The organism is Vibrio sp. 1457 (assembly GCF_033340195.1).
In the GTDB taxonomy this organism is placed as follows: Bacteria; Pseudomonadota; Gammaproteobacteria; order Enterobacterales; family Vibrionaceae; genus Vibrio; species Vibrio alginolyticus.
The window spans coordinates 63091-86423 of sequence record NZ_JAWOWA010000011.1; the positions used below are offsets into that span (position 1 = coordinate 63091).

The window sequence follows — 23333 nt, forward strand, 5'->3', positions numbered from 1 at the left end:
GATCTCGATTTTGCGTCAATATCATTGTGATTTATTGCTATCAGTGTTTGATAGTTTACAAGAGCTCAGTATAATCCCAAGGTTAAAGTCAAGACTTTTACCTCTGCGTAATTATATGGGTAAAAAGTACACGACAAAAGTCAGGAAACGAAGACGTTGTTGAATATTGCACTGAATGACGAGCGACCAAACACGGGTAACAACCGTGGTCGCCAAGAAAAAATCTTGGGTGCGTTATTTTTCGTTGTGGTTGTGACTTTAATTAGTTCTGTTTTGTACGCGGCGATCAGTTGGATGTGGGATGACCAAAGGTTACCTCTCTCCAAAATAGTACTTCAGGGGAAACTGGAGTATGTCCAAGCTGACGATGTGCAGGCTGCATTTAGTCGAATTGATCACATCGGTACATTTATGTCTCAGGATATTGATGTATTACAGCAAAGTGTCGAAGCTCTGCCATGGGTAGCGCATGCCGCAATCCGAAAGCAGTGGCCGGATACAGTAAAAGTTTTTTTGACGGAGCATCAACCAGAAGCCATTTGGAATGGCAACGAACTGTTAGATAAAAACGGGTTCGTTTTTGATGGAGATGTTGCTCTGTTGCAAGAAGAAAAAGTGAAGCTGTACGGACCCAAAGATAGCGGACCGGAAGTCTTACAGACTTACCGTGATTTGAGTCCTAAGTTTCAGCAATTGGGTTTAGCGATATCGTCTCTGGTATTAAACGAGCGACGAGCTTGGCAAATCATCCTTGATAACGGTATTCGATTAGAGCTCGGTAAAGAGTCTCTTCTTGAGCGTATAGAGCGCTTTTTTAAGCTCTATAACAAGCTTGGCAGTGACACGCAAAGAATCAGTTATATCGATCTTAGGTACGATACAGGAGCCGCAGTTGGTTGGTTTCCTGAACAAGAGTTAGAAGAGAGTACAGATGACTAAGGCCGCTGATGACAACATTATTGTTGGTCTTGATATAGGCACTGCAACCGTATCGGCTCTAGTGGGTGAGGTTTTACCAGACGGTCAAATTAATATTATTGGCGCAGGTAGTAGCCCCTCACGCGGCATGGATAAAGGTGGCGTGAATGATTTGGAGTCGGTTGTAAAATCAGTACAACGTGCAATTGATCAAGCTGAATTAATGGCAGAGTGCCAGATCAGCCGAGTCTTCATTTCGTTGTCTGGTAAGCATATCGCAAGCCGAATTGAAAAAGGTATGGGCACGATTTCTGATGAAGAGGTGTCTCAAGAAGACATGGATCGCGCTATCCATACCGCAAAATCGATTAAAATCGGTGATGAACAGCGAATTCTTCATGTGATCCCGCAAGAGTTCACCATTGATTACCAAGAAGGAATCAAAAATCCGCTTGGTTTATCTGGGGTAAGAATGGAAGTGAGTGTCCACCTTATCTCATGCCATAATGACATGGCACGCAACATTATTAAGGCGGTAGAACGCTGCGGCCTTAAAGTAGAACAACTCGTATTTTCTGGGCTTGCTGCTAGTAATGCAGTAATCACCGAGGATGAAAGAGAGCTTGGAGTTTGTGTGGTTGATATTGGCGCCGGCACGATGGATGTGGCCATCTGGACTGGCGGTGCGTTACGTCACACAGAAGTATTTTCGTACGCAGGAAATGCTGTAACCAGTGATATTGCTTTTGCTTTTGGCACGCCAGTGAGCGATGCTGAAGAAATAAAAGTCAAATATGGCTGTGCTTTGAGTGAACTGGTCAGTAAGGATGACACGGTTAATGTACCAAGCGTAGGTGGACGACCATCACGTAGCCTGCAACGTCAAACGTTGTCAGAAGTGATTGAGCCACGCTACTCTGAGCTTATGGGACTGGTTAACCAAACTATCGACTCTGTACAAGCAAAATTGCGCGAAGAGGGTATCAAGCACCATCTGGCTGCGGGAGTTGTACTCACCGGCGGTGCTGCGCAAATGGACGGAGTGGTAGAATGTGCGGAACGCGTATTCCGCAATCAAGTAAGGGTCGGCAAACCGCTCGAAGTCAGCGGATTAACTGACTATGTAAAAGAGCCGTACCATTCTACGGCAGTTGGATTACTTCATTACGCAAGAGACATGCAGTCTAGCGACGATAGCGATTATAATGAACCTAAACGCTCATCTGTAACTGGCTTTTTCGATAAATTGCGTAACTGGATACAAAAAGAGTTTTAACCTGAGTTGCAGGATAAACGGAGACAACACATGTTTGAACCGATGATGGAAATGTCTGACGATGCAGTAATCAAGGTCGTTGGGGTTGGTGGCGGCGGTGGTAACGCCGTTGAACACATGGTGCGTGAATCCATCGAAGGTGTGGAATTCATCAGCGTCAACACTGATGCGCAAGCACTTCGTAAGACAAGCGTTGGCAATGTTATTCAGATCGGTGGTGATATCACTAAAGGTCTGGGTGCAGGTGCTAATCCACAGGTTGGCCGTGACGCAGCTCTCGAAGACAGAGATCGAATTAAAGATTCCCTGACTGGCGCCGATATGGTGTTTATCGCAGCTGGTATGGGTGGCGGTACCGGTACTGGTGCAGCGCCTGTTATTGCTGAAGTGGCTAAAGAGCTTGGCATTCTAACAGTAGCGGTAGTAACTAAACCGTTTAGTTTTGAAGGTAAAAAGCGTTTGGCATTTGCTGAGCAAGGTATCGATGAGCTGTCTAAGCATGTTGACTCTTTGATCACGATTCCAAACGAAAAGCTACTTAAAGTACTTGGTCGTGGTGTAACACTACTAGAAGCTTTTGCAAGCGCTAACGATGTTCTTAAGAATGCCGTTCAAGGTATTGCTGAGCTAATTACTCGCCCTGGCATGATCAACGTCGACTTTGCGGACGTAAGAACTGTAATGTCTGAAATGGGTCACGCAATGATGGGTAGCGGCATCGCCAAAGGTGAAGACCGTGCTGAAGAAGCGGCTGAAATGGCAATTTCTAGCCCACTTCTGGAAGACATCGATCTAGCGGGCGCTCGTGGTGTTCTTGTCAATATTACTGCTGGTCTGGATATGCGTCTTGACGAGTTTGAGACGGTTGGTAATACAGTGAAGGCATTCGCTTCTGACAATGCGACTGTTGTTATCGGTACTTCTCTAGACCCTGATATGACTGACGAAATCCGCGTAACAGTTGTAGCGACAGGTATTGGTAATGAGAAAAAGCCAGATATCACGCTAGTTGCGGGTGGTAAAGCTAAAGTGGCACCGACGCCGCAAGCTCAACCACAGCAACAAGCAGCGGCAACGCAAGCTGAAGAAAAACCGGCACAGACCTTGCAAAATAATCAAGTGCAAGAGAAGCCACAGGTAACTCCTCAGCCGACAAACACTGCTCCTTCTTCTCCAGCTTCGTCGAGCCAAAGTTCTGCGGCTCCAAAGCAAGAAAAGGAAAGTGGTTATTTAGATATACCGGCATTTTTGCGTCGTCAGGCTGATTAATCTTTAACCCATAAATTTGACATGGCTCAAAATTATGGTAGCATTCACGGTCGACGTTACAGACGGCCGTGTTTTGTAGCAAATTTTTGAGAGGCAAGCAGATGATCAGACAACGTACTCTGAAAGAAATAGTGAAAACAACTGGTGTGGGTCTCCACTCTGGTCGTAAAGTCACACTTACTCTGCGCCCGGCTGCTGCAAATACAGGTATCATTTACCGTCGTACAGATGTAAATCCACCTGTAGATTTTCCAGCTGATCCAGCTTCGGTTCGTGACACCATGCTTTGTACTGCATTGGTAAACGATGAAGGTGTGCGTATTTCAACTGTTGAGCACTTGAATGCGGCACTTGCTGGTATGGGCATCGATAACATTGTTGTCGAAGTAGACGCACCTGAAATTCCGATCATGGATGGTAGTGCAAGCCCATTTGTATACTTGCTACAACAAGCAGGTATCGAAACGCAAAATGCGCCAAAACGCTTCATCCGCATCAAAAAGCCAGTTCGTTTTGAAGATGGTGATAAATGGGCAGAATTTGTACCATTTAACGGCTTCCGTATGGACTTCGAAATTGAGTTTAATCACCCAGCGATTGAATCAGACGAGCAACGTTTGCTGTTTGATTTCTCGTCAAAAGGCTTTGTTCGTGAGATTTCTCGAGCACGTACGTTTGGCTTTATGCGTGATATCGAATATCTACAATCTCAAAACCTAGTTTTGGGTGGTAGTTTTGACAATGCTATCGTTTTGGATGATTACCGTATTCTTAATGAAGAAGGTCTACGCTTTGAAAATGAGTTTGTGACTCACAAAGTGTTGGATGCGATTGGTGACCTTTACATGTGTGGCCACCCAATCATTGGTGAATTCCGTGCCTTTAAATCTGGCCACGGTTTAAATAACCAACTGTTACGTGCTGTTCTTGCAGATCAGGAAGCGTGGGAGTGGACTACATTCGAAGAAGAAGTCGGCTCACCAGTAGCATTCGCAGAACCAAATATGGTGCTTGCGTAAATACTTGGCATTAGAATTAATAAAAAACCAGGCTTATGCCTGGTTTTTTGCTATTTGGCTTTAATCCTGGATTTATCAATAACATTCAAGCTTTCAGCATATTGAAATAACGTTCACTTACGATCTTCCTTTTCTGCCATATCGGCTAATCGTTTTAAACGCTCTTGAATTTTCGGTGGCGCCATGTCGGCAATCGTCATTAATGACTTTGCTGCAGATTCGGTTAGTGGTGGACGCTTAGGTCTGTCGTCTTGTTGAAAGCGGTTTCGATATAGTGAAGGATTGATCCTCACTTCAACGCTCATCAGCTTGGCAAAGCCTTGAGTACGAAGTTTATTTAGGATCATGAGGCGATCGTAATCGATCTTCATTTTGATCGCGGCACTAGAGACATCGATCAATAGATGGCCGTTACGAACATTCGCTACTCGGCAATGATCGGCCGTCCCCGTGGGTAAGACCTCTTGCAAAGCTTGGTTAAGCTGTAAGATTTCTCCAGCATGTTCTTGAATCTGCTTGAACTGTGACTCAGCAATAACATCTTCAGTCGAGGTTGGACGGTGATCACGCATAGGTAAAATCTAATTTTGTTGAGATATAGCTATTCTAGAGCAGCTTTCTATCAAGGTATAGTTTACATTAACGTCTTTAGCTTCAGTTTTACAATGTAGCAAGGTAAAAAGCAAAGTTTGCTCTGGATGGATTACACATATTGCGGTATGCAATATCGGCTAATCAGTCACCACTTTAAGTAAAAACTTCAGAGTGCTTCAAACAAATACGTCTATTTATGGTTGTATCGATTAAAAATCCTTACACTAAGCCACATTGTTTCAAAACTTAGCCTTGAAATATGGATGTTTGAACTCAATATCTTTGATAAATGATTTATCTCAGTATTCTTAGTTCCAAACTGGCAGAGACTGAAGGCATTATGAGTAGATCGGGAACGGTCTGAATAAAGAGAGATTCACGAAAAATGATAACTAAGCTACTGACAAAAGTGATTGGCAGTCGCAACGACCGAACACTGCGCCGCCTTAGAAAAATTGTAAAAGAAATTAATAACTTTGAGCCAACATTCGAAGCTCTAAGTGACGAAGAGTTAAAAGCAAAGACGGTTGAATTCCGTGAGCGCCTAGAGAAGGGTGAAACTCTTGATAAACTACTTCCAGAAGCTTTTGCTACGGTTCGTGAAGCATCTAAGCGTGTCTACGGTATGCGCCACTTCGACGTCCAGCTTATCGGTGGTATGGTTCTAAATGCGGGTCAAATCGCTGAAATGCGTACGGGTGAAGGTAAAACGCTGACGGCAACGCTTCCTGCTTACCTAAATGCCCTGGCTGGTAAAGGCGTTCACATTGTAACAGTGAACGATTATCTAGCTAAACGTGATGCAGAGACAAACCGCCCTCTATTTGAATTTTTAGGTATGACTGTTGGCGTAAACGTGCCAAACATGCCCCCTCAAGAGAAAAAAGAAGCGTACCAAGCTGACATCTTGTACGGAACGAACAATGAATTTGGTTTTGACTACCTTCGTGACAATATGGCTTTCCGTAGCGAAGATCGCGTACAACGTGAACGCTTCTTTGCAGTTGTCGATGAGGTGGACTCAATCCTAATTGATGAAGCTCGTACCCCTTTAATCATTTCTGGTCCTGCTGAAGATAGCTCTGAGCTATACACCCGAATCAACCTTTTGATCCCGCATCTTAAAAAGCAAGACAAAGAAGACTCTGAAGAATATCGTGGTGATGGTCACTACACTGTTGATGAGAAATCAAAGCAAGTATACCTCACAGAAACGGGCCAAGAGTACGTTGAAGAACTATTGGTGAAAAATGGTCTTATGGAAGAGGGTGACACACTTTACTCTCCGACTAACATCAGCATGTTACATCACGTGAATGCCGCTTTGCGTGCTCATGTGTTGTTTGAGCGCAACGTTGATTACATCGTTACAGACGAAGGTGAAGTAGTAATTGTTGATGAACATACTGGTCGTACAATGCCAGGTCGTCGTTGGTCTGAAGGTCTTCACCAAGCAGTAGAAGCGAAAGAAGGCGTTAAGATTCAAAACGAAAACCAAACTTTGGCTTCGATTACCTTCCAGAACTACTTCCGCTTATACGAAAAACTGTCTGGTATGACAGGTACTGCGGATACTGAAGCGTTTGAGTTCCAATCTATTTATGGCTTGGAAACGGTGGTTATCCCAACCAACAAACCAATGATTCGTAACGATATGCCGGATGTGGTGTACCGTACCGAAGCTGAGAAGTTTGCTGCAATCATTGAAGATATCAAAGAGCGCGTTGCGAAAGGTCAGCCAACATTGGTTGGTACAGTATCGATTGAAAAATCAGAACTTCTTTCTAACGCATTGAAGAAAGCGAAGATCAAACACAACGTATTGAATGCGAAATTCCATGAAAAGGAAGCGGAAATTGTTGCTGAAGCGGGTATGCCTGGTGCGGTAACTATCGCGACCAACATGGCCGGTCGTGGTACGGACATTGTGCTTGGCGGTAGTTGGCAATCAAAAGTGGAAGCTTTGGAGAACCCAACTCAAGAACAAATCGATGCGATTAAAGCAGAGTGGAAAGTGGTACATGATCAAGTACTAGATGCTGGTGGTCTACACATCATTGGTACTGAGCGCCACGAATCTCGCCGTATTGATAACCAGCTACGTGGTCGTTCTGGTCGTCAAGGAGATGCGGGTTCATCTCGCTTCTACCTATCTATGGAAGACTCTTTGTTACGTATTTTCACTTCTGATCGTATGGCGAGCCTTATCCAAAGTGGTATGGAAGAAGGTGAAGCAATTGAATCGAAAATGCTTTCTCGCTCAATTGAAAAAGCACAGCGTAAAGTGGAAGGTCGTAACTTTGATATCCGTAAGCAGCTACTAGAATACGATGATGTGGCGAACGATCAGCGTAAGGTTGTCTACGAGCTGCGCGACGAATTGATGAACGTTGAAGACATCAGCGGTATGATCGAGCAAAACCGTGAAGATGTGCTAACAGCGGTTATTGATGAGTACATCCCGCCACAATCACTAGAAGATATGTGGGACGTTGAAGGTCTGCAAGAGCGCTTGAAAGCAGACTTCGATCTTGATGCGCCAGTGAAGCAATGGCTTGAAGAAGACGATAAGCTTTACGAAGAGGCGCTACGCGAGAAGATCATCAATCTAGCCGTTGAAGTGTACAAAGAGAAAGAGGAAGTGGTGGGTGCGCAAGTACTTCGTAACTTCGAGAAATCGGTTATGCTTCAAACGTTGGATACGCTTTGGAAAGAGCACTTGGCAGCAATGGATCACTTGCGTCAGGGTATTCACTTACGCGGCTATGCGCAGAAGAACCCGAAACAGGAATACAAGCGTGAATCGTTTGAACTGTTTGAAGGTCTACTAGAAGCGCTGAAAACCGATGTGATTACTGTTCTATCTCGCGTTCGAGTTCAGCAACAAGAAGAAGTTGAACGTATGGAAGAGCAACGTCGTGCGCAAGCTGAAGAGGCCGCTCGTCGTGCTCAAGCGCAACACGCAGCAGCACAAAATCCTCTTTCTGAAGGTGAAGAATCTGAAGAAGGTTCAAGTCAGCCAATGGTACGTGATGAACGTAAAGTAGGTCGCAATGAGCCTTGCCCTTGTGGTAGTGGTAAGAAGTATAAACAGTGTCACGGCAAAATCGACTAACGTATTAGTCAGATAATTTTTTAAAGAGTCGCCTAGGCGGCTCTTTTTTTAAGCAAATTCTGTGGCTGTCGAATTTCATAAGTTTTGATAGCATCGGATAGTTTTAGAGATGCAAAGACCGTTGAAGTGTAACGGCTTGAGAGTTAGGAACCCCTATGAAAAGAATTCACATAGTCGCGGCTATTATTTTTAACCAAGACAAATCAAAAATTTTTATTACAAAGCGTCCAGACGACAAGCATAAAGGCGGGTTTTGGGAGTTTCCCGGCGGGAAAGTCGAGTCAGGAGAAAGTATTGAACATGCTCTAGCAAGAGAACTTGAAGAAGAAGTAGGAATTGAAGTTACTGAGCAAGCCCTTTTCGAGCATTTGGAATATGACTATCCAGACAAATCACTTAAGTTTGATTTTATTACGGTATCTAAGTTCAGTAATGAGCCTTACGGCCGAGAAGGTCAAGAAGGTCGCTGGGTTGAGATAAGAGAATTGGGTAACTATGCCTTTCCTGAAGCGAACGTGCCTATCTTGGAGCGTGTCGTAAAAGAGTTTGCTTAAGCCTGATGAACTTGCTTGTGGTAACCACGGTATGTTGTTAGTTTAAACAGATTAAGCGAAACGAGAGAACGAGAGCAAACCTCGTTATCCAGAGAAGGAGAGAAAGCGCAATGGTTCGTATTGCAATCGCAGGAGCAGCAGGCCGAATGGGCCGTAATTTGGTTAAAGCTTCACACCTTAATCCAGAGGCGACAGTGAGCGCGGGATCAGAACGACCTGAGTCCTCACTTGTCGGTGTCGATATCGGTGAACTTTGTGGTGAAGGCAAATTCGATGTGTTCTTAACGGATGATCTTGCTAAAGACGTCGATAATTTTGATGTAATCATCGATTTTACTGCCCCAGTAAGTACGTTGGCGAATCTTGAACTGTGTAAGAAGCATGGAAAGAGTATTGTGATTGGGACGACTGGTTTCAGTGATGCAGAGCGTGAGCTGATTGACGAAGCCGCTAAGCAAGTGCCTGTTGTCATGGCTCCTAACTACTCTGTTGGTGTGAACCTAGTATTTAAGCTTCTTGAGAAAGCAGCCAAAGTGATGGGCGACTACTGTGATGTTGAGATTGTCGAAGCACATCATCGTCATAAAGTTGATGCTCCTTCTGGTACTGCTATCGGGATGGGCGAAGCCATTGCTGGTGCGATGGGCAACAAGCTGAATGATGTAGCTGTCTATGCGAGAGAAGGTATCACAGGTGAACGTACTAAAGATGAGATCGGCTTTGCTACAATTCGCGCTGGCGATATTGTCGGTGAGCACACAGCCATGTTTGCTGATATCGGGGAACGAGTGGAGATAACGCACAAAGCGACCGATCGTATGACGTTTGCTAATGGCGCCGTCAAGGCCGCTGTTTGGTTGAGTGCCAAACCAGCGGGCTTTTATACCATGACAGATGTTTTGGGATTGAATGATCTCTAAATACATAATTATTCGCCGGCGGTAGCCGGCTTTTTTATATCTATAGAATTGTTTGTAAATGAAATGATTCTAACAGAAAGTATTTTGGTGCTTACTTTTGTTGTTGTTTTGGTTGTTTTGTGGGTGTTTTGGGTTTTGATGTCTAAAAACTAATGTCTTTTTTGTTGAGTGAACGTTTGCGTGAAAAACTCATACTTTTTTGTGATCTCTAAAAAGTTTAAATTTGTAAAATTCATTAAACCTCTATGCCTCTCTATGTAATAGCATGTAAAAGTTATCTTTTTGGGCCTTACTGATTCAAAATGACCTTACTCGCTAGAAATTAATCATTTATTTTTGATTGTAGGTTGACAGGTTTCGACTCCAACTTTAGAATACCGCCAATTTGTCTGAAATACCTATTTATGTAGATTTTATAGGTAAAGGAAGGCATGTTTGCAGTTTGATTTATTTTTTTTGCATTTTTATTCTGGAGGTTGTCTTGGGTAAATTAGCACTGTTGGTCCTAGAAGATGGGACAGTGTTCCGCGGAGTGTCCATAGGGGCAGATGGTCTTTCCGTTGGTGAAGTCGTTTTTAATACCTCGATGACGGGGTATCAAGAAATCCTCACTGATCCTTCCTATTCTCAGCAAATCGTCACTCTCACTTATCCTCACATTGGCAATACCGGAACCACTTCCGAAGATGAAGAATCCTCTTCCATTCATGCACAAGGCCTTGTGATTCGCGATCTTCCTCTAATCGCTTCTAACTTCCGTAACGAACAATCCCTCTCTGATTATCTTAAGTCTCAAAATATCGTTGGCATCGCTGATATCGATACTCGTAAGCTCACTCGTATCCTGCGTGAAAAAGGTGCTCAAAACGGCTGTATTGTTGCGGGCAATAACCTAGACGAAGCTTTGGCACTAGCGAAAGCAAAAGAATTCCCAGGCTTAAAAGGAATGGACCTTGCGAAAGAAGTTACAACAAAAGAAGCGTATCAATGGAAGCAAGGTTCGTGGACGCTTGAAGGTGGACTTCCAGAGGCGAAAGATGACAGCGAGCTGCCATACCACGTTGTCGCTTACGACTTCGGCGCAAAACGCAACATCTTACGAATGTTGGTTGACCGCGGCTGCCGCTTAACGGTTGTACCTGCAGAAACGTCAGCGGAAGAAGTTCTGGCACTAAATCCAGATGGCGTATTCTTATCGAACGGCCCTGGTGACCCAGAACCATGTACTTACGCGATTGAAGCAACCAAAGTGTTCCTAGAAAAAGGCCTGCCAATTTTTGGTATTTGTCTAGGTCACCAAATTCTGGCGCTAGCATCAGGTGCGCAAACGGTGAAAATGAAGTTTGGTCACCACGGTGCAAACCACCCAGTAAAAGATTTAGAGCGTAACGTTGTGATGATCACTTCGCAAAACCACGGCTTTGCGGCAGATGAAGCAACATTACCGGAAAACTTACGTGCTACTCACGTATCGCTATTTGATGGCTCTTTGCAAGGTATCCACCGCACAGACAAGCCAGCATTTAGCTTCCAAGGTCACCCAGAAGCGAGCCCTGGTCCACATGACGCGGCACCTCTATTTGACCACTTTATCGAACTAATCAAAAAACACAGCGCTTAATTCGGAGTAGTAGATAATGCCAAAACGTACTGACATTCAAAGTATTCTAATTCTTGGTGCTGGTCCGATTGTTATCGGTCAGGCATGTGAGTTTGACTACTCTGGCGCACAAGCGTGTAAAGCTCTTCGTGAAGAAGGCTACCGAGTTATCCTAGTTAACTCTAACCCTGCGACCATCATGACTGACCCTGAAATGGCAGATGCGACATACATCGAGCCAATCCAGTGGGAAGTTGTTCGCAAGATCATCGAGAAAGAACGCCCAGACGCGGTACTGCCAACCATGGGTGGTCAGACAGCACTTAACTGTGCGTTAGATTTAGAGAAGCACGGCGTTCTCGCAGAGTTTGGCGTAGAGATGATTGGTGCAACGGCTGATGCAATCGACAAAGCGGAAGACCGTTCTCGTTTTGATAAAGCGATGAAGTCTATCGGCCTTGAGTGTCCTCGCGCAGATACAGCGAAGAGCATGGAAGAAGCTTACAAAGTTTTAGATATGGTTGGCTTCCCTTGTATCATTCGTCCATCGTTCACCATGGGTGGCACTGGTGGTGGTATCGCGTACAACAAAGAAGAGTTCGAAGAAATCTGTCGTCGCGGTCTGGACTTATCTCCGACCAACGAACTTCTTATCGATGAGTCACTCATCGGTTGGAAAGAGTACGAAATGGAAGTCGTTCGTGACAAAGCGGACAACTGTATCATCGTATGTTCAATCGAGAACTTTGACCCAATGGGCATCCATACGGGTGACTCAATCACGGTTGCTCCAGCACAAACACTGACTGACAAAGAATACCAGCTTATGCGTAATGCATCGCTAGCCGTTCTACGTGAGATTGGTGTTGAAACAGGTGGTTCAAACGTACAGTTTGGTATCAACCCGAAAGATGGTCGTATGGTCATCATCGAGATGAACCCGCGTGTATCTCGCTCTTCTGCGCTAGCATCAAAAGCAACAGGCTTCCCAATCGCGAAAATTGCCGCGAAACTGGCTGTTGGCTTTACGCTAGACGAACTACAAAACGACATCACAGGTGGTGCAACACCTGCGTCATTTGAACCAACTATCGACTACGTCGTAACTAAGATCCCTCGCTTTAACTTCGAGAAATTTGCTGGTGCAAACGATCGTCTGACAACTCAGATGAAATCGGTTGGTGAGGTAATGGCGATTGGTCGTAACCAACAAGAATCTCTTCACAAAGCACTGCGTGGCCTAGAAGTTGGCGCAACTGGTTTTGATGAGATGGTCGATCTGGAAGCGCCAGATGCACTGACTAAGATTCGTCACGAACTTAAAGAAGCAGGTGCAGAGCGTATCTGGTACATCGCCGATGCATTCCGAGCGGGTATGTCAGTCGACGGTGTGTTCAACTTGACTCAAATCGACCGCTGGTTCCTGGTTCAAATCGAAGAAATTGTAAAACTCGAAGAACAAGTCAAGGCGGGCGGCTACGCAGGTTTGACCAAAGAAGTGCTTCGTCAGATGAAACGCAAAGGCTTCTCTGATGCTCGCTTGTCTAAATTGCTTGGTGTCGCTGAAAGTGAAATTCGCCGTGCTCGTGAGCAGTTTGATATTCATCCGGTTTACAAACGTGTGGATACATGTGCCGCAGAGTTTTCTTCTGACACGGCTTACATGTACTCATCTTACGATGAAGAATGTGAAGCAAACCCAACAGACAAAGATAAGATCATGGTTCTTGGTGGCGGTCCAAACCGTATCGGCCAAGGTATCGAATTCGATTACTGTTGTGTTCATGCATCACTTGCGCTGCGTGAAGACGGTTACGAAACCATTATGGTTAACTGTAACCCAGAAACGGTATCTACTGACTACGATACGTCTGATCGTCTGTACTTCGAGCCAGTAACTCTGGAAGATGTACTGTCTATCGCTCGCGTTGAAAAACCAAAAGGTGTGATTGTTCAGTACGGTGGTCAAACGCCACTTAAACTGGCTCGTGCTCTAGAAGCGGCTGGTGTGCCAATCATTGGTACTAGCCCAGATGCTATCGACCGTGCGGAAGATCGTGAACGCTTCCAAGCTGCTGTTGACCGTTTAGGTCTACTTCAGCCAGAAAACGCGACAGTAACAACGATGGAGCAAGCGGTTGAGAAATCGAAAGAAATTGGCTTCCCATTAGTTGTTCGTCCATCTTATGTACTCGGTGGTCGTGCGATGGAAATCGTATACGACGAGCAAGACCTGCGTCGCTACTTCAACGAAGCAGTAAGCGTATCGAACGAGTCTCCAGTTCTGCTAGACCGTTTCTTGGATGATGCAACCGAAGTTGATATTGATGCTATCTGTGACGGTGAACGCGTCGTTATCGGCGGTATCATGGAGCACATCGAACAAGCGGGTGTTCACTCTGGTGACTCTGCATGTTCACTGCCTGCATACACGCTAAGTCAGGAAATTCAAGACAAGATGCGTGAGCAAGTTGAGAAGTTAGCATTCGAACTCGGTGTGCGCGGTTTGATGAACACGCAGTTTGCTGTGAAAGATAACGACGTTTATCTAATTGAAGTGAACCCTCGTGCTGCTCGTACGGTACCATTCGTATCGAAAGCGACAGGCGCTCCTCTAGCGAAAATCGCTGCACGTGTAATGGCGGGTCAATCTCTAGAGTCACAAGGCTTTACTAAAGAGATTATCCCTCCTTACTACTCAGTGAAAGAAGTGGTTCTGCCGTTCAACAAATTCCCTGGTGTTGACCCTCTATTGGGCCCTGAAATGCGCTCAACAGGTGAAGTAATGGGTGTGGGTGCAACGTTCGCAGAAGCTTACGCGAAAGCAGAGCTAGGTTGTGGTGCGGTTTATCCTGAAGGTGGTCGTGCGCTACTGTCTGTACGTGAAGGTGATAAAGAGCGTGTTGTTGACCTAGCTTCTAAGTTAGTGAAACTGGGTTACCAGTTGGATGCGACACACGGTACAGCTGTAATTCTGGGCGAAGCGGGTATTAACCCACGATTGGTAAACAAAGTACACGAAGGTCGTCCACACATTCTTGACCGCATCAAGAACAACGAATACACCTACATCGTAAACACGGCTGCTGGTCGTCAAGCGATTGAAGATTCGAAAGTTCTACGCCGTGGTGCACTGGCAGAAAAAGTGAACTACACAACGACACTGAATGCAGCGTTCGCTACATGTATGTCTCATACTGCAGACGCAAAAGCGTCAGTAACTTCGGTTCAAGAGTTACACGCTAAAGTGAAAGCGAGTCTAGACGCGTAACAGATAAAAATCAGTAAGCTCATTAATCAGGGCTTACATGACAACCTCATTGCCCGCTCATTTGAGCGGGCTTTTTTATATCGAGGTTTTTCTAAAATGAAGAGCATTAAAGTGTGCTAGGAACGATTGGTATGCTTCGCTTTTGAAGATCATTAAGCTAATGATGGCAAGCAATGTACCCAAAGATGAAGAAATAGTACTACCATTTGCTACAACAAAATTAATGCTGTAGGACTGAGGTATTAAGCCGACCATAACTCTTTAAGCAGATAGGTAATTAGACAAAGTTAAAATAAGCACTGTCGAGCTTAAAAACATACTAACTATGGAGTGCTTCGATAGGTTCTTTTTTCTAAGACTAAGTTATAAGTTGATTCTTCAGTATCAAGAGAGTATCCGTTACTTTTTGCAAAAACATCTGCTGCTAGTAGCGAGGGATAAAGAAGAAAAAAACTAGTTACCGATATAGTTAGGAATATCTTACTAGAGCTTTTAAACTCACTTTTAGTTAGGAAATTATTTGATTTTAATGTTTTTACGGACATTCTAGAGCATTCAAATAAGATCAAACTAGAGCCTATAATCAAAATATCAGCCTGATCAAAAGATGAATAACTTTCATTATTATAGATGTTAAGATAAAAGTCTGACAATCCATCAAAACCATATATTAACAGTGATATTGCTGATGCTAATAAAATTATTAAATAAAAAAACACTTGCGTTCGGTCGTAACTCCCTTTTTTCATCGTAACAAACCTCGCTGTATTTCTTGCGAGAAAATCATACTTTGAGTTTTACGTTGAATCTCATTATATTCTTCTTTTGCTCTTCTCTTTGCTTCTATATCTCTTTGCTTTAAGTAAATATCTATAGAGGCTATTAACTTCTGTGTTAAACCTCGTTTATCATTTTCTCTATTCAATAAAAGACCTACAGCCGAGCTTATCAAAATAGCCCCTAATAATGGGCCAGCACTTAAAGTTACAACACTGCCACCCACTGCTGCGGCAAAGTTTACAAATATAGCTGCTGCAGCTGACGATAACCCGATAGTGATTATATCACTAGCTAAAGTACCAAATAGTTTGGCTAAGGTTTGACGGTCATTGAGGAAAAAGTCAATCACTCTGTATGTGGATATTAAGATAATTGTTATTATGCCCCCACTTCTAATGGATTGTAATGCCCCTTCTGGTCCAACAGCGAACTTTGCCACAGTTGGAGTGGGAAGAAATTTTCCTAATCCAGAAAGCTTTGAGTGCATAGCAGGGGAGCCTGTGAGTATGATATGTGGAGATCCAGAATAATTTTTAACGATAACAGAGCTATTATTTCCGTACAAATAGTTTGATAAGTTGGTTATAAAAACTAAGTCCTGTCCTGTAGCATAATAGTTTGCTGTATTTTCAAACATTCCCTTTATCTTTTCCCAACGTTCTAATTTCGCTTTATCTTTTACATTGTTCTTGACAACGATATCGAAGCTCTCGATAGATAAGATAATGGTTTCTTGATTTCGATGTTGATGGTTTGATTTATAAAGTGGGTAGGTGCTTATACTACCACTATTTTTTGAGGATTGATGTCGTGATAAAGGGTAGTTGCTAGTCATGTATTTTCCTCAGATATCGGGCCTTGAGAGCTGACAATGTAAACTCTACATGCTGAACAGATCTTTCATATTCGTCTAGTTTTATATTTAAAGGTAAGCGTTTGATCTCATTATCAGGAATAGATTTGTGACAGTGATTCAATTCTTTCTGACAACTAAATTTTATATAAAAGTTTGGAGTCAAGTTTAAGCATTAATTCTATGAAAATTAGGAATAGATTGGTGTCTTGACTTTCCATTGGTAGTTTTGTGAATAAGTGCTACCGTTTCTTCCTCTTTGATACCTCTTCAAAAAGGAAGTGTAGTGGAAATCACGGTTGAGATTTTGTTGGCCTTATTTTTGGTTGCGACTGCCGCAGGCTTTATTGATGCGATGGCTGGTGGGGGAGGGCTCATTACGCTCCCTGCGCTTTTGGCTGCGGGGTTGAGTCCGACTCAAGCTCTAGCAACCAATAAGTTACAAAGTTCGTTTGGCAGTTTCTCTGCTAGCTGGTATTTCGTGCGTAACGGTATTGTCAGCCTAAAGGAAATGCGTTTCGCGATACTCTGTACTTTTATTGGTGCAGCGATCGGTGCCGAGGCTGTGCAGTTTATTGATGCTAGCGTACTCACCAGTTTGATCCCTGTTCTTTTGATAGCCATTTCCCTCTATTTTTTACTCGCGCCAAGTACGAGAAAAATCGATGGAGAACCAAAGTTATCTGAAGCGATGTTTGCGCTATGCATTGGTGGCGGGATTGGCTTCTATGATGGCTTTTTTGGCCCTGGGACTGGATCTATTTTTACTGTTTGTTTTGTTGCACTAGGTCACTTTTCTTTGGTCGAAGCCACAGCTAGAACCAAAATCCTCAATTTCACGTCAAACATTGCGGCACTACTCTTTTTTATCTTAGCTGGGTTGCCAGTGTGGAAGCTTGGCTTAACTATGGCTGTTGGCGGTTTTCTTGGTGCTCAGTTAGGGGCGAAGGTCGTGGTAAGTAAAGGGCAAAAATGGATTCGTCCTCTAGTTATAGTGATGTCGATGCTTATGGCAACGAAGCTTCTTTGGCAACAACATCAGCAATGGATTCTGTCAGTGCTTTAACTCGTTCGCTACGATATGTGCTGTGACGTAAGCAGATATGTATTGGTCGAACTAACTGATCTAGCTCTTCAAAGTCATAGCAGAACTTAGATGTGATATTAAGTGTCGTTAGGATAGATTTAGGGATTAAAGCGGGAGCCATACCTCCCAAAGCCAGTTGTGCTGCCGCAGTATACGAATCCATTTCCATCAAAGGTTCGATTCCGTGTTTGGATAAAATAGCTTGTTGATATGTGTTGGCAGGGTTAGTTAGGTCATTGGTCAAAATAGCTTTAGGTAGTTGTGAAAGTGAATGTCGACTGACAATTGAGAAAGGTTCATCGGCGAGGTGAAGGCTCATTAATCCATGATGAGGTGGTAGATAGCCAGCGCAAAATCCCAATGTTGCTTTGCCTGATTTCACATTCTCAATAATGCGTGGCGTATGATTGGTCGATATTCGTATGTACTGATCATGGGCAAAGTGTTCTGCCATGATCATGCTGAGGTATCCCGCCACTAAGGTTTCAGAGCAGTCCATTTTGATTAAAGAAGTATCTTCTATTTGTTGTTGATCATAGATCTGACCTCTTAACTCATTGAACGTTGGTTCTATTGTGTTTATGAGGGCAAGGCCATCGGAGGTCAGCTTTATGTGCCGACCATTTGGCTCTATCAATTTTTTTCCTAACTTCTTCTCTAGATTTGAAATACGTTTACTCACGGCAGATTGACTAATATAGAGTTGACTGCCTGTGCGGCTCATGGTTTTTTCTTTACTGAGGACAAGTAACGTTTCAATACCTTCAAGCAACATAATGATTAATGAAAGTTAGGAATGGTTGAGATAATTTAGCGAATTGCCCAAGAATTGGCGAATCAAATGAGCATAAATGAGAGGAGCCGACACTTGGTCGACTCCATAATGAGTGATGTTGTTGGTGTTTAACGGTTAATGGCGAAAGTTGGCAGGGATAGATGCCAACGAATCGCACCGAGGCGTATAATGAGCGTTGAGATTACACCAGCGAGTAAAGCCGTTGAGTGGTCATAACCCATGTTTACCGCCATCGTATGGAAGATGCCGCCAATAATACATGCCGTAGCATAGACTTCACTTCTTAATACCATAGGAACTTCGCGAGCCAGCACGTCTCGTATAATGCCACCGCCACAGCCAGTAATAACCCCCATTATCACCGCGACCATCCCGGATGCATTGTAGGCGAGTGCCTTTTCTACTCCTATTCCCACAAATACAGCGAGACCGATGGCATCACAAACGGGTAATACCCACCATGAGAGTCGCTTGGGTCTTCGAATAACAAGCATGGTTAGTAGACACGTAACAAATATCACCCATAAGTAAGTCGTATCTGTTATCCAAAATACGGGAGTGGCACCAAGCGCCATGTCTCGGATTGTTCCGCCACCTATAGCAGTCACACTGCCGAGCACGATAACGCCGAATGGATCCATTTTTAAACGGCCCGCCAGTAATACGCCAGAGATAGCGAAAACAGCGGTACCGAACAAATCGATCATATAAAGCAGCATGGAGTCCATGTTACTTAGTACCTTTAAATAGTGTGAGAAAAAATGGGCGGAAATTGTACGGTATTTGCCACGAAATCGTTAGCGTTTTTGACGAACGCTTTTAAAGTGCTCACACACTTCCTTGATCGCGTTCAATGTGCGTGGTGTGGGACGGTTAATCCAATCAGAGTTTAGGGACCAGATGTGTTTGTTTTTAAGAGCAAGAAGCTCATTACTCCACTCAGCCCACATACTATCGTTACTCATTGCGTGACGAGAAGTAAAAATAACCTCTGGCTGGCGAGTAATGACTTGCTCGATGCTAACTTGAGGATAAGGCGCGCTAGATGCGGCGAAAATGTTCTCACCACCGCAAAAAGTAAAGACTTCACTTGGCCAGTTCTTTCCGGCGACAGTGATGATAGGCTTTTCACTCAACTGATAAAAGTAACTAACTTTCTCGTTCGTGTTGTACTGTTCTTTTAGTGTACTCAGCTGCGTTCTAAAATCTTCAGCGGCCTTTTTTCCTACTTGTGGAGTTTCGCTGTATTGGCTGAGTTGCTCAATATTGTTGGCGATATCTTCTAATGAACCTGTAGTGGAGTAATAGATAGGAATACCGAACTGTTTAATTTTCTCCAACTCTTTAGCGGGGTTTCCGGCTGGCCAAGCGATCACTAAGTCCGGCTGAAGAGCAATAATACGCTCTAATTTAATTCCTTGATAATTTGAGACTCTTTCTAGCTGCTTTGCCTGTTCTGGATAATCGCTCATTTCGCTGACAGCAACAAGCTGCTCTCCTAGCCCTGCTGCAAAGGCAATTTCGGTGGCATGTGGAGCTAAACTTATAATGCGTTGAGCGGGTTGAGCGAAGGTCGCTGTCGAAACAAACAGCGTTAATGCGAAGCATAATTTATTCATCATAATCCTTGATAAATTATTCCTAAAAGCAAACTTTGGATTGCGATCCAAGCCAGGACGCGCCAAACGAGCAGCGTATGTATTTGTGAAAGGTGAATAGCCGATGGCGCAATGCGCCCACCGATTTTTGCGCGCTCTGCACGCACACCTTGATAGATAGCAGGGCCGCATAAAGACAGTTGTAGTTTGTGTCCGATAGTACATAACACCCAGCTAGGTCCTGGTAAGGGCCAAGACTTCGCTTGCTGTTGTATTCCAGAGAGCACATTACTTGTATTCTTTCCGGCAGCTAAAAGTATGGCAAAGAGACGAAGTGGAATAATATCCAGAGTAGCAACCAGTTGAATCACAGGTTTACCAAAGGGCAAATATTGGCGTCGGCTAGGGGACCACACTCGCGCTAATTCTGTTGTGAGTCGATACATTAACGCACCAATACCACCTGTTAGTGCGTACCAAAATAGCACGCCGATCACGTTGCGGCTGTATCCCATAATCAGGGTTTCTGAGCCAGCTTTACCTATGCCAACGATCGAGAGGCTACCAGTATCGCGATTAAGATATGGTCTTAGTAATGCTCGACACTGAGCTTTGTCTTCCGAAGACATACTAGTTACGAGCTGTTTCGTTAACGTTTCGCTGTTACGCCAGTCTAGCGCAATGATCAATAGAACCAGTTCATATAAAGGGATTTGCCAAACAAATGGCTTTATTGCAATCAGTAATATCAAGCAAGGAAACAGCATCAAGCCTAATGCAAGACTGCCTGAGATTACACTCTGTGAGTAATTGTGATTATTGTTCACTTTGTTGGCTAGCTGTTCTGCTAGCTTTCGCCATAAAGTGATGGGGTGCGCTGAATGGGGGAGTGGCACTAAAAGGTGCAAGATCAGTGCACCCCACATAATGAGGAGCGCACCGTTGGCATAAAATGACTGAAAAACTTCTTCCATGAATGAGTCGTTTACTTAATGAGTTCCAGCATTTTGAATACCATTTCGGAAGAGCTTTTTGCTGCTAGAGGCAGGAACTCATCAAAGCTCATTGGTGATTCTTTATCAGCGACATCAGAGATTGCACGCACAACAACAAACGGTGTGTTGAATTGGTGACAAGTTTGAGCGATAGCAGATGCTTCCATTTCTACAGCGATAACTGACGGGAAGTGTTTACGAATAAACTCTTGACGCTCAGCAGTACAAACAAACGCATCGCCAGTACAAATTAGGCCGCGAACCGCATGAGTGTTTTCCATTTGTGCTAGGGCTTTTTCTGCTAAGTCCATTAGCTTGTCATCCGCTTTGAATGCAGCTGGTTGACCGGCCATTTGGCCAATTTCATAACCAAAAGCGGTTACGTCTGCATCGTGATGACGAACTTCTGTAGAGATAACTACATCGCCAAGGTTTAAGCTTGAATCGAAACCGCCAGCAGACCCTGTGTTAATCACAACGTCTGGTTGGTATTCATCAAGAAGGATTGTCGTGCCCACTGCCGCTGCAACTTTACCGATGCCCGATTGTAGTACGACGACTTCAACATCGTTAATTTGACCAGAGAAAAACGTACAACCTGCTTTATTTACAGTTTTGCAGTTTGTAATTGCTTGCTTCAGGATGGTCACTTCTTGTTCCATCGCACCGATGATACCAACTTTCATAACACTCTCTTTAGGTAAATATTTTAGTTGGCCGAGAGTATAGCACTCCCCGTTGGCAGTTTTCTATTTGATGAGCTTAGCTTGAGTGAGCTTTTCTCGTAATTGATCGGCGCGCTTTCTGTTTACGCCAAAGTCAGAGTAGCCCACACGAGATTCCGAGCGCACAATCAGTTGGTCTCCTGCTATTTTTAGTTCGAGGTCATCCACGAAGCGCATGATTTTAGATGTGCACTCGATACGAAGGTAGTTGCTTTCTTTCACCGCGGTTTTCGCGCCTGGCAGTTCAAGCGCAACTTGCTCAATAGCGTCGATGTTCACTGAATCAACTAAGATGAATGGCGTTAGGTTGTATTTTTCTCGCGAGTCTTGGGTGGAGACGCAGTTTGGTTTGTCACCACAAGGTGATTGAGAACGATCCGTCATGGTTGTGACTCCTTGGCTACAAGCGGTTAAGCCGAGCAAAGTAATGGAAAGGAGAGCGGCTTTTTTCATTGTATTTACTCTTATAATTTGCTTCTAATTATATGGATACAAAAGAAAAAGGATCCAATAATAGGACCCTTTTTGTGAGGTTAACTGAGATTAAACTTCGAGGTAATCGAGAATGCCTTCTGCCGCTTTTCGTCCTTCATCAATTGCGGTTACGACAAGATCAGAACCTCGTACCGCATCGCCACCCGCGAAGATCTTTTCGTTGCTGGTCTGGAACTGGAACTCTTGCTTCGCTGGGGCTTTGATACGACCCCATTGATCCAAATCGACATCAAACGGTGCTAACCAGTCCATTTTGTGCGGCTGGAAACCAAACGCCATGATAACAACGTCTGCTGGTAGAACGTGCTCGCTGCCTTCAACGGGCTCTGGACGTCGGCGACCCGCTTCATCAGGTTCACCAAGTGCGGTTTTCACCACTTTGACCCCCGAGACTTTGCCTGACGCATCCACTTCAACTCCCAAAGGCTGAAGGTTGAACATGAACTTCACGCCTTCTTCCTTTGCGTTTTTTACCTCGCGACGAGAGCCTGGCATGTTGGCCTCATCACGACGATAAGCACAAACTACGTTGGAGGCTCCTTGGCGAATTGAGGTACGAACGCAGTCCATTGCGGTATCACCACCACCCAGTACGACGACTTTCTTTCCTGCCATATCGATAAAGGGTTGGTTACTCTCAAGACCCATGACTTTGTAGGTGTTCGAAACTAAAAATGGCAGCGCGTCATACACACCCGGCGCATCTTCATTATCTAGACCTGCACGCATGTATTTATAGGTGCCAACGCCCAAGAAAACAGCATCGTATTCATCAAGTAGCTCTTGCATTTGGACATCTTTGCCTACTTCCATGTTCATGCGGAACTCGACGCCCATTTCAGTGAACACACGGCGGCGGTTTTCCATCACGCCTTTTTCAAGCTTGAATGAAGGAATGCCGAAGGTCAGAAGGCCTCCAATTTCAGGGTAGCGGTCAAACACGACGGGCTTAACGCCATTGCGCACTAGGATATCTGCGGCAGCCAAGCCAGCTGGGCCTGCTCCAATGATTGCGACCTTTTTATCGGTCCACTCCACCTTGGACATATCTGGCTTCCAGCCCATTTCAAACGCTTTGTCGGTAATGTACTTTTCTATGTTACCGATGGTGACGGCACCAAAGTCATCATTAAGCGTGCATGAACCTTCACATAGGCGGTCTTGAGGACAAACGCGCCCACATACTTCCGGTAGGCTGTTGGTTTGATGCGATAGTTCAACCGCTTCAAGAATACGACCTTCATTGGCAAGTTTTAACCATTGAGGGATGTAGTTGTGGACTGGGCATTTCCATTCACAATATGGGTTGCCACAATCTAAGCAGCGATCCGCTTGTGCAGTCGCCTGTTGTTTAGTGAACGGTTCATAGATTTCAACGAACTCGATCTTACGAACTTTGATAGGCTTTTTCGCAGGATCTACACGCTGCACATCGATAAATTGATAAACGTTCTGGCTCATGATTCAA

Annotated in this window: 20 protein-coding genes; 10 read left to right on the top strand and 10 right to left on the bottom strand. The window is 44.3% G+C overall.

Going from position 1 to position 23333, the window contains the following annotated elements:
* Positions 1–156: 156 nt before the first annotated feature.
* From R7Z41_RS13345 to lpxC, 4 genes are all read left to right on the top strand, one after another.
* Entirely contained in the window at positions 157–939 is a 783-nt protein-coding gene (locus R7Z41_RS13345) for a cell division protein FtsQ/DivIB (RefSeq protein ID WP_005387393.1), read from the top strand.
* Positions 932–2194 (top strand): cell division protein FtsA, encoded by a 1263-nt coding sequence (gene ftsA / locus R7Z41_RS13350; protein ID WP_005372946.1) that lies wholly within the window; start codon positions 932–934, stop codon positions 2192–2194. Before R7Z41_RS13345 ends, ftsA begins: the two co-directional genes overlap by 8 nt.
* 30 nt (positions 2195–2224) lie before the next feature.
* Positions 2225–3463, top strand: a complete 1239-nt coding sequence (ftsZ, locus tag R7Z41_RS13355; protein ID WP_017633617.1) for a cell division protein FtsZ — start codon at positions 2225–2227, stop codon at positions 3461–3463.
* A gap of 101 nt (positions 3464–3564) precedes the next feature.
* Complete coding sequence (gene lpxC / locus R7Z41_RS13360; RefSeq protein ID WP_005381871.1) at positions 3565–4482, top strand: UDP-3-O-acyl-N-acetylglucosamine deacetylase; 918 nt, start codon at positions 3565–3567, stop codon at positions 4480–4482.
* Positions 4483–4595: 113 nt separating this feature from the next.
* Here lpxC and R7Z41_RS13365 read toward each other — a convergent pair whose 3' ends face one another.
* Positions 4596–5054, bottom strand: a complete 459-nt coding sequence (locus R7Z41_RS13365) for a DUF721 domain-containing protein (protein WP_033906094.1) — start codon at positions 5052–5054, stop codon at positions 4596–4598.
* A 407-nt stretch (positions 5055–5461) separates the two neighbouring features.
* Between R7Z41_RS13365 and secA the strand changes: the two genes are divergently transcribed.
* The 5 genes from secA to carB all read left to right on the top strand — a co-directional run bounded on the left by secA (position 5462) and on the right by carB (position 14536).
* Positions 5462–8191 (top strand): preprotein translocase subunit SecA, encoded by a 2730-nt coding sequence (gene secA, locus R7Z41_RS13370; RefSeq protein ID WP_005381868.1) that lies wholly within the window; start codon positions 5462–5464, stop codon positions 8189–8191.
* A 155-nt stretch (positions 8192–8346) separates the two neighbouring features.
* Positions 8347–8745, top strand: a complete 399-nt coding sequence (mutT, locus tag R7Z41_RS13375; RefSeq protein ID WP_005387387.1) for an 8-oxo-dGTP diphosphatase MutT — start codon at positions 8347–8349, stop codon at positions 8743–8745.
* A gap of 110 nt (positions 8746–8855) precedes the next feature.
* Positions 8856–9665 (top strand): 4-hydroxy-tetrahydrodipicolinate reductase, encoded by an 810-nt coding sequence (dapB, locus tag R7Z41_RS13380; RefSeq protein ID WP_065274178.1) that lies wholly within the window; start codon positions 8856–8858, stop codon positions 9663–9665.
* 481 nt (positions 9666–10146) lie between these two features.
* Positions 10147–11286, top strand: coding sequence for a glutamine-hydrolyzing carbamoyl-phosphate synthase small subunit (gene carA / locus R7Z41_RS13385; protein ID WP_017821483.1), 1140 nt, complete (start codon positions 10147–10149; stop codon positions 11284–11286).
* A gap of 16 nt (positions 11287–11302) precedes the next feature.
* A complete protein-coding gene (gene carB / locus R7Z41_RS13390) occupies positions 11303–14536 on the top strand; it encodes a carbamoyl-phosphate synthase large subunit (RefSeq protein ID WP_005381854.1) in 3234 nt (1077 codons plus the stop codon).
* A gap of 323 nt (positions 14537–14859) precedes the next feature.
* On the opposite strand, the gene R7Z41_RS13395 is transcribed toward carB, so the two are convergent.
* A complete protein-coding gene (locus R7Z41_RS13395; protein ID WP_017633621.1) occupies positions 14860–15285 on the bottom strand; it encodes a hypothetical protein in 426 nt (141 codons plus the stop codon).
* Entirely contained in the window at positions 15282–16151 is an 870-nt protein-coding gene (locus R7Z41_RS13400; protein ID WP_065274179.1) for a hypothetical protein, read from the bottom strand. Before R7Z41_RS13400 ends, R7Z41_RS13395 begins: the two co-directional genes overlap by 4 nt.
* Before the next feature lie 304 nt (positions 16152–16455).
* On the opposite strand from R7Z41_RS13400, the gene R7Z41_RS13405 reads away from it, so the two are divergent.
* A complete protein-coding gene (locus tag R7Z41_RS13405) occupies positions 16456–17235 on the top strand; it encodes a TSUP family transporter (protein ID WP_017821480.1) in 780 nt (259 codons plus the stop codon).
* Here the strand turns inward: R7Z41_RS13405 and R7Z41_RS13410 are convergent.
* From R7Z41_RS13410 to R7Z41_RS13440, 7 genes are all read right to left on the bottom strand, one after another.
* A complete protein-coding gene (locus tag R7Z41_RS13410) occupies positions 17177–18031 on the bottom strand; it encodes a LysR family transcriptional regulator (protein WP_065274180.1) in 855 nt (284 codons plus the stop codon). The genes R7Z41_RS13405 and R7Z41_RS13410 overlap by 59 nt on opposite strands.
* A gap of 128 nt (positions 18032–18159) precedes the next feature.
* Positions 18160–18780: a TRIC cation channel family protein gene (locus tag R7Z41_RS13415; protein WP_005387377.1), complete on the bottom strand. Its 621-nt coding sequence runs from the start codon at positions 18778–18780 to the stop codon at positions 18160–18162.
* Positions 18781–18849: 69 nt separating this feature from the next.
* Complete coding sequence (gene btuF / locus R7Z41_RS13420) at positions 18850–19671, bottom strand: vitamin B12 ABC transporter substrate-binding protein BtuF (RefSeq protein ID WP_065274181.1); 822 nt, start codon at positions 19669–19671, stop codon at positions 18850–18852.
* Positions 19671–20624, bottom strand: a complete 954-nt coding sequence (locus tag R7Z41_RS13425) for a cobalamin biosynthesis family protein (protein ID WP_065274182.1) — start codon at positions 20622–20624, stop codon at positions 19671–19673. The genes btuF and R7Z41_RS13425 overlap by 1 nt, the downstream gene beginning before the upstream one ends.
* 11 nt (positions 20625–20635) lie before the next feature.
* Positions 20636–21331, bottom strand: coding sequence for a 5'-methylthioadenosine/S-adenosylhomocysteine nucleosidase (gene mtnN, locus R7Z41_RS13430; protein WP_005381837.1), 696 nt, complete (start codon positions 21329–21331; stop codon positions 20636–20638).
* Between the two features lie 63 nt (positions 21332–21394).
* Complete coding sequence (locus tag R7Z41_RS13435) at positions 21395–21823, bottom strand: DUF1499 domain-containing protein (protein ID WP_065274183.1); 429 nt, start codon at positions 21821–21823, stop codon at positions 21395–21397.
* A gap of 90 nt (positions 21824–21913) precedes the next feature.
* Positions 21914–23326, bottom strand: coding sequence for an FAD-dependent oxidoreductase (locus R7Z41_RS13440; protein ID WP_053304346.1), 1413 nt, complete (start codon positions 23324–23326; stop codon positions 21914–21916).
* Positions 23327–23333 lie beyond the last annotated feature (7 nt).

Bases quoted from the DNA above. Each gene is read 5' to 3' on its own strand.
- ftsA (WP_005372946.1), top strand. From the start codon at position 932: ATGACTAAGGCCGCTGATGACAACATTATTGTTGGTCTTGATATAGGC.
- ftsZ (WP_017633617.1), top strand. From the start codon at position 2,225: ATGTTTGAACCGATGATGGAAATGTCTGACGATGCAGTAATCAAGGTC.
- lpxC (WP_005381871.1), top strand. From the start codon at position 3,565: ATGATCAGACAACGTACTCTGAAAGAAATAGTGAAAACAACTGGTGTG.
- R7Z41_RS13365 (WP_033906094.1), bottom strand. From the start codon at position 5,054: ATGCGTGATCACCGTCCAACCTCGACTGAAGATGTTATTGCTGAGTCA.
- secA (WP_005381868.1), top strand. From the start codon at position 5,462: ATGATAACTAAGCTACTGACAAAAGTGATTGGCAGTCGCAACGACCGA.
- mutT (WP_005387387.1), top strand. From the start codon at position 8,347: ATGAAAAGAATTCACATAGTCGCGGCTATTATTTTTAACCAAGACAAA.
- dapB (WP_065274178.1), top strand. From the start codon at position 8,856: ATGGTTCGTATTGCAATCGCAGGAGCAGCAGGCCGAATGGGCCGTAAT.
- carB (WP_005381854.1), top strand. From the start codon at position 11,303: ATGCCAAAACGTACTGACATTCAAAGTATTCTAATTCTTGGTGCTGGT.
- R7Z41_RS13395 (WP_017633621.1), bottom strand. From the start codon at position 15,285: ATGAAAAAAGGGAGTTACGACCGAACGCAAGTGTTTTTTTATTTAATA.
- R7Z41_RS13400 (WP_065274179.1), bottom strand. From the start codon at position 16,151: ATGACTAGCAACTACCCTTTATCACGACATCAATCCTCAAAAAATAGT.
- R7Z41_RS13410 (WP_065274180.1), bottom strand. From the start codon at position 18,031: ATGTTGCTTGAAGGTATTGAAACGTTACTTGTCCTCAGTAAAGAAAAA.
- R7Z41_RS13415 (WP_005387377.1), bottom strand. From the start codon at position 18,780: ATGGACTCCATGCTGCTTTATATGATCGATTTGTTCGGTACCGCTGTT.
- btuF (WP_065274181.1), bottom strand. From the start codon at position 19,671: ATGAATAAATTATGCTTCGCATTAACGCTGTTTGTTTCGACAGCGACC.
- R7Z41_RS13425 (WP_065274182.1), bottom strand. From the start codon at position 20,624: ATGGAAGAAGTTTTTCAGTCATTTTATGCCAACGGTGCGCTCCTCATT.
- mtnN (WP_005381837.1), bottom strand. From the start codon at position 21,331: ATGAAAGTTGGTATCATCGGTGCGATGGAACAAGAAGTGACCATCCTG.
- R7Z41_RS13435 (WP_065274183.1), bottom strand. From the start codon at position 21,823: ATGAAAAAAGCCGCTCTCCTTTCCATTACTTTGCTCGGCTTAACCGCT.
- R7Z41_RS13440 (WP_053304346.1), bottom strand. From the start codon at position 23,326: ATGAGCCAGAACGTTTATCAATTTATCGATGTGCAGCGTGTAGATCCT.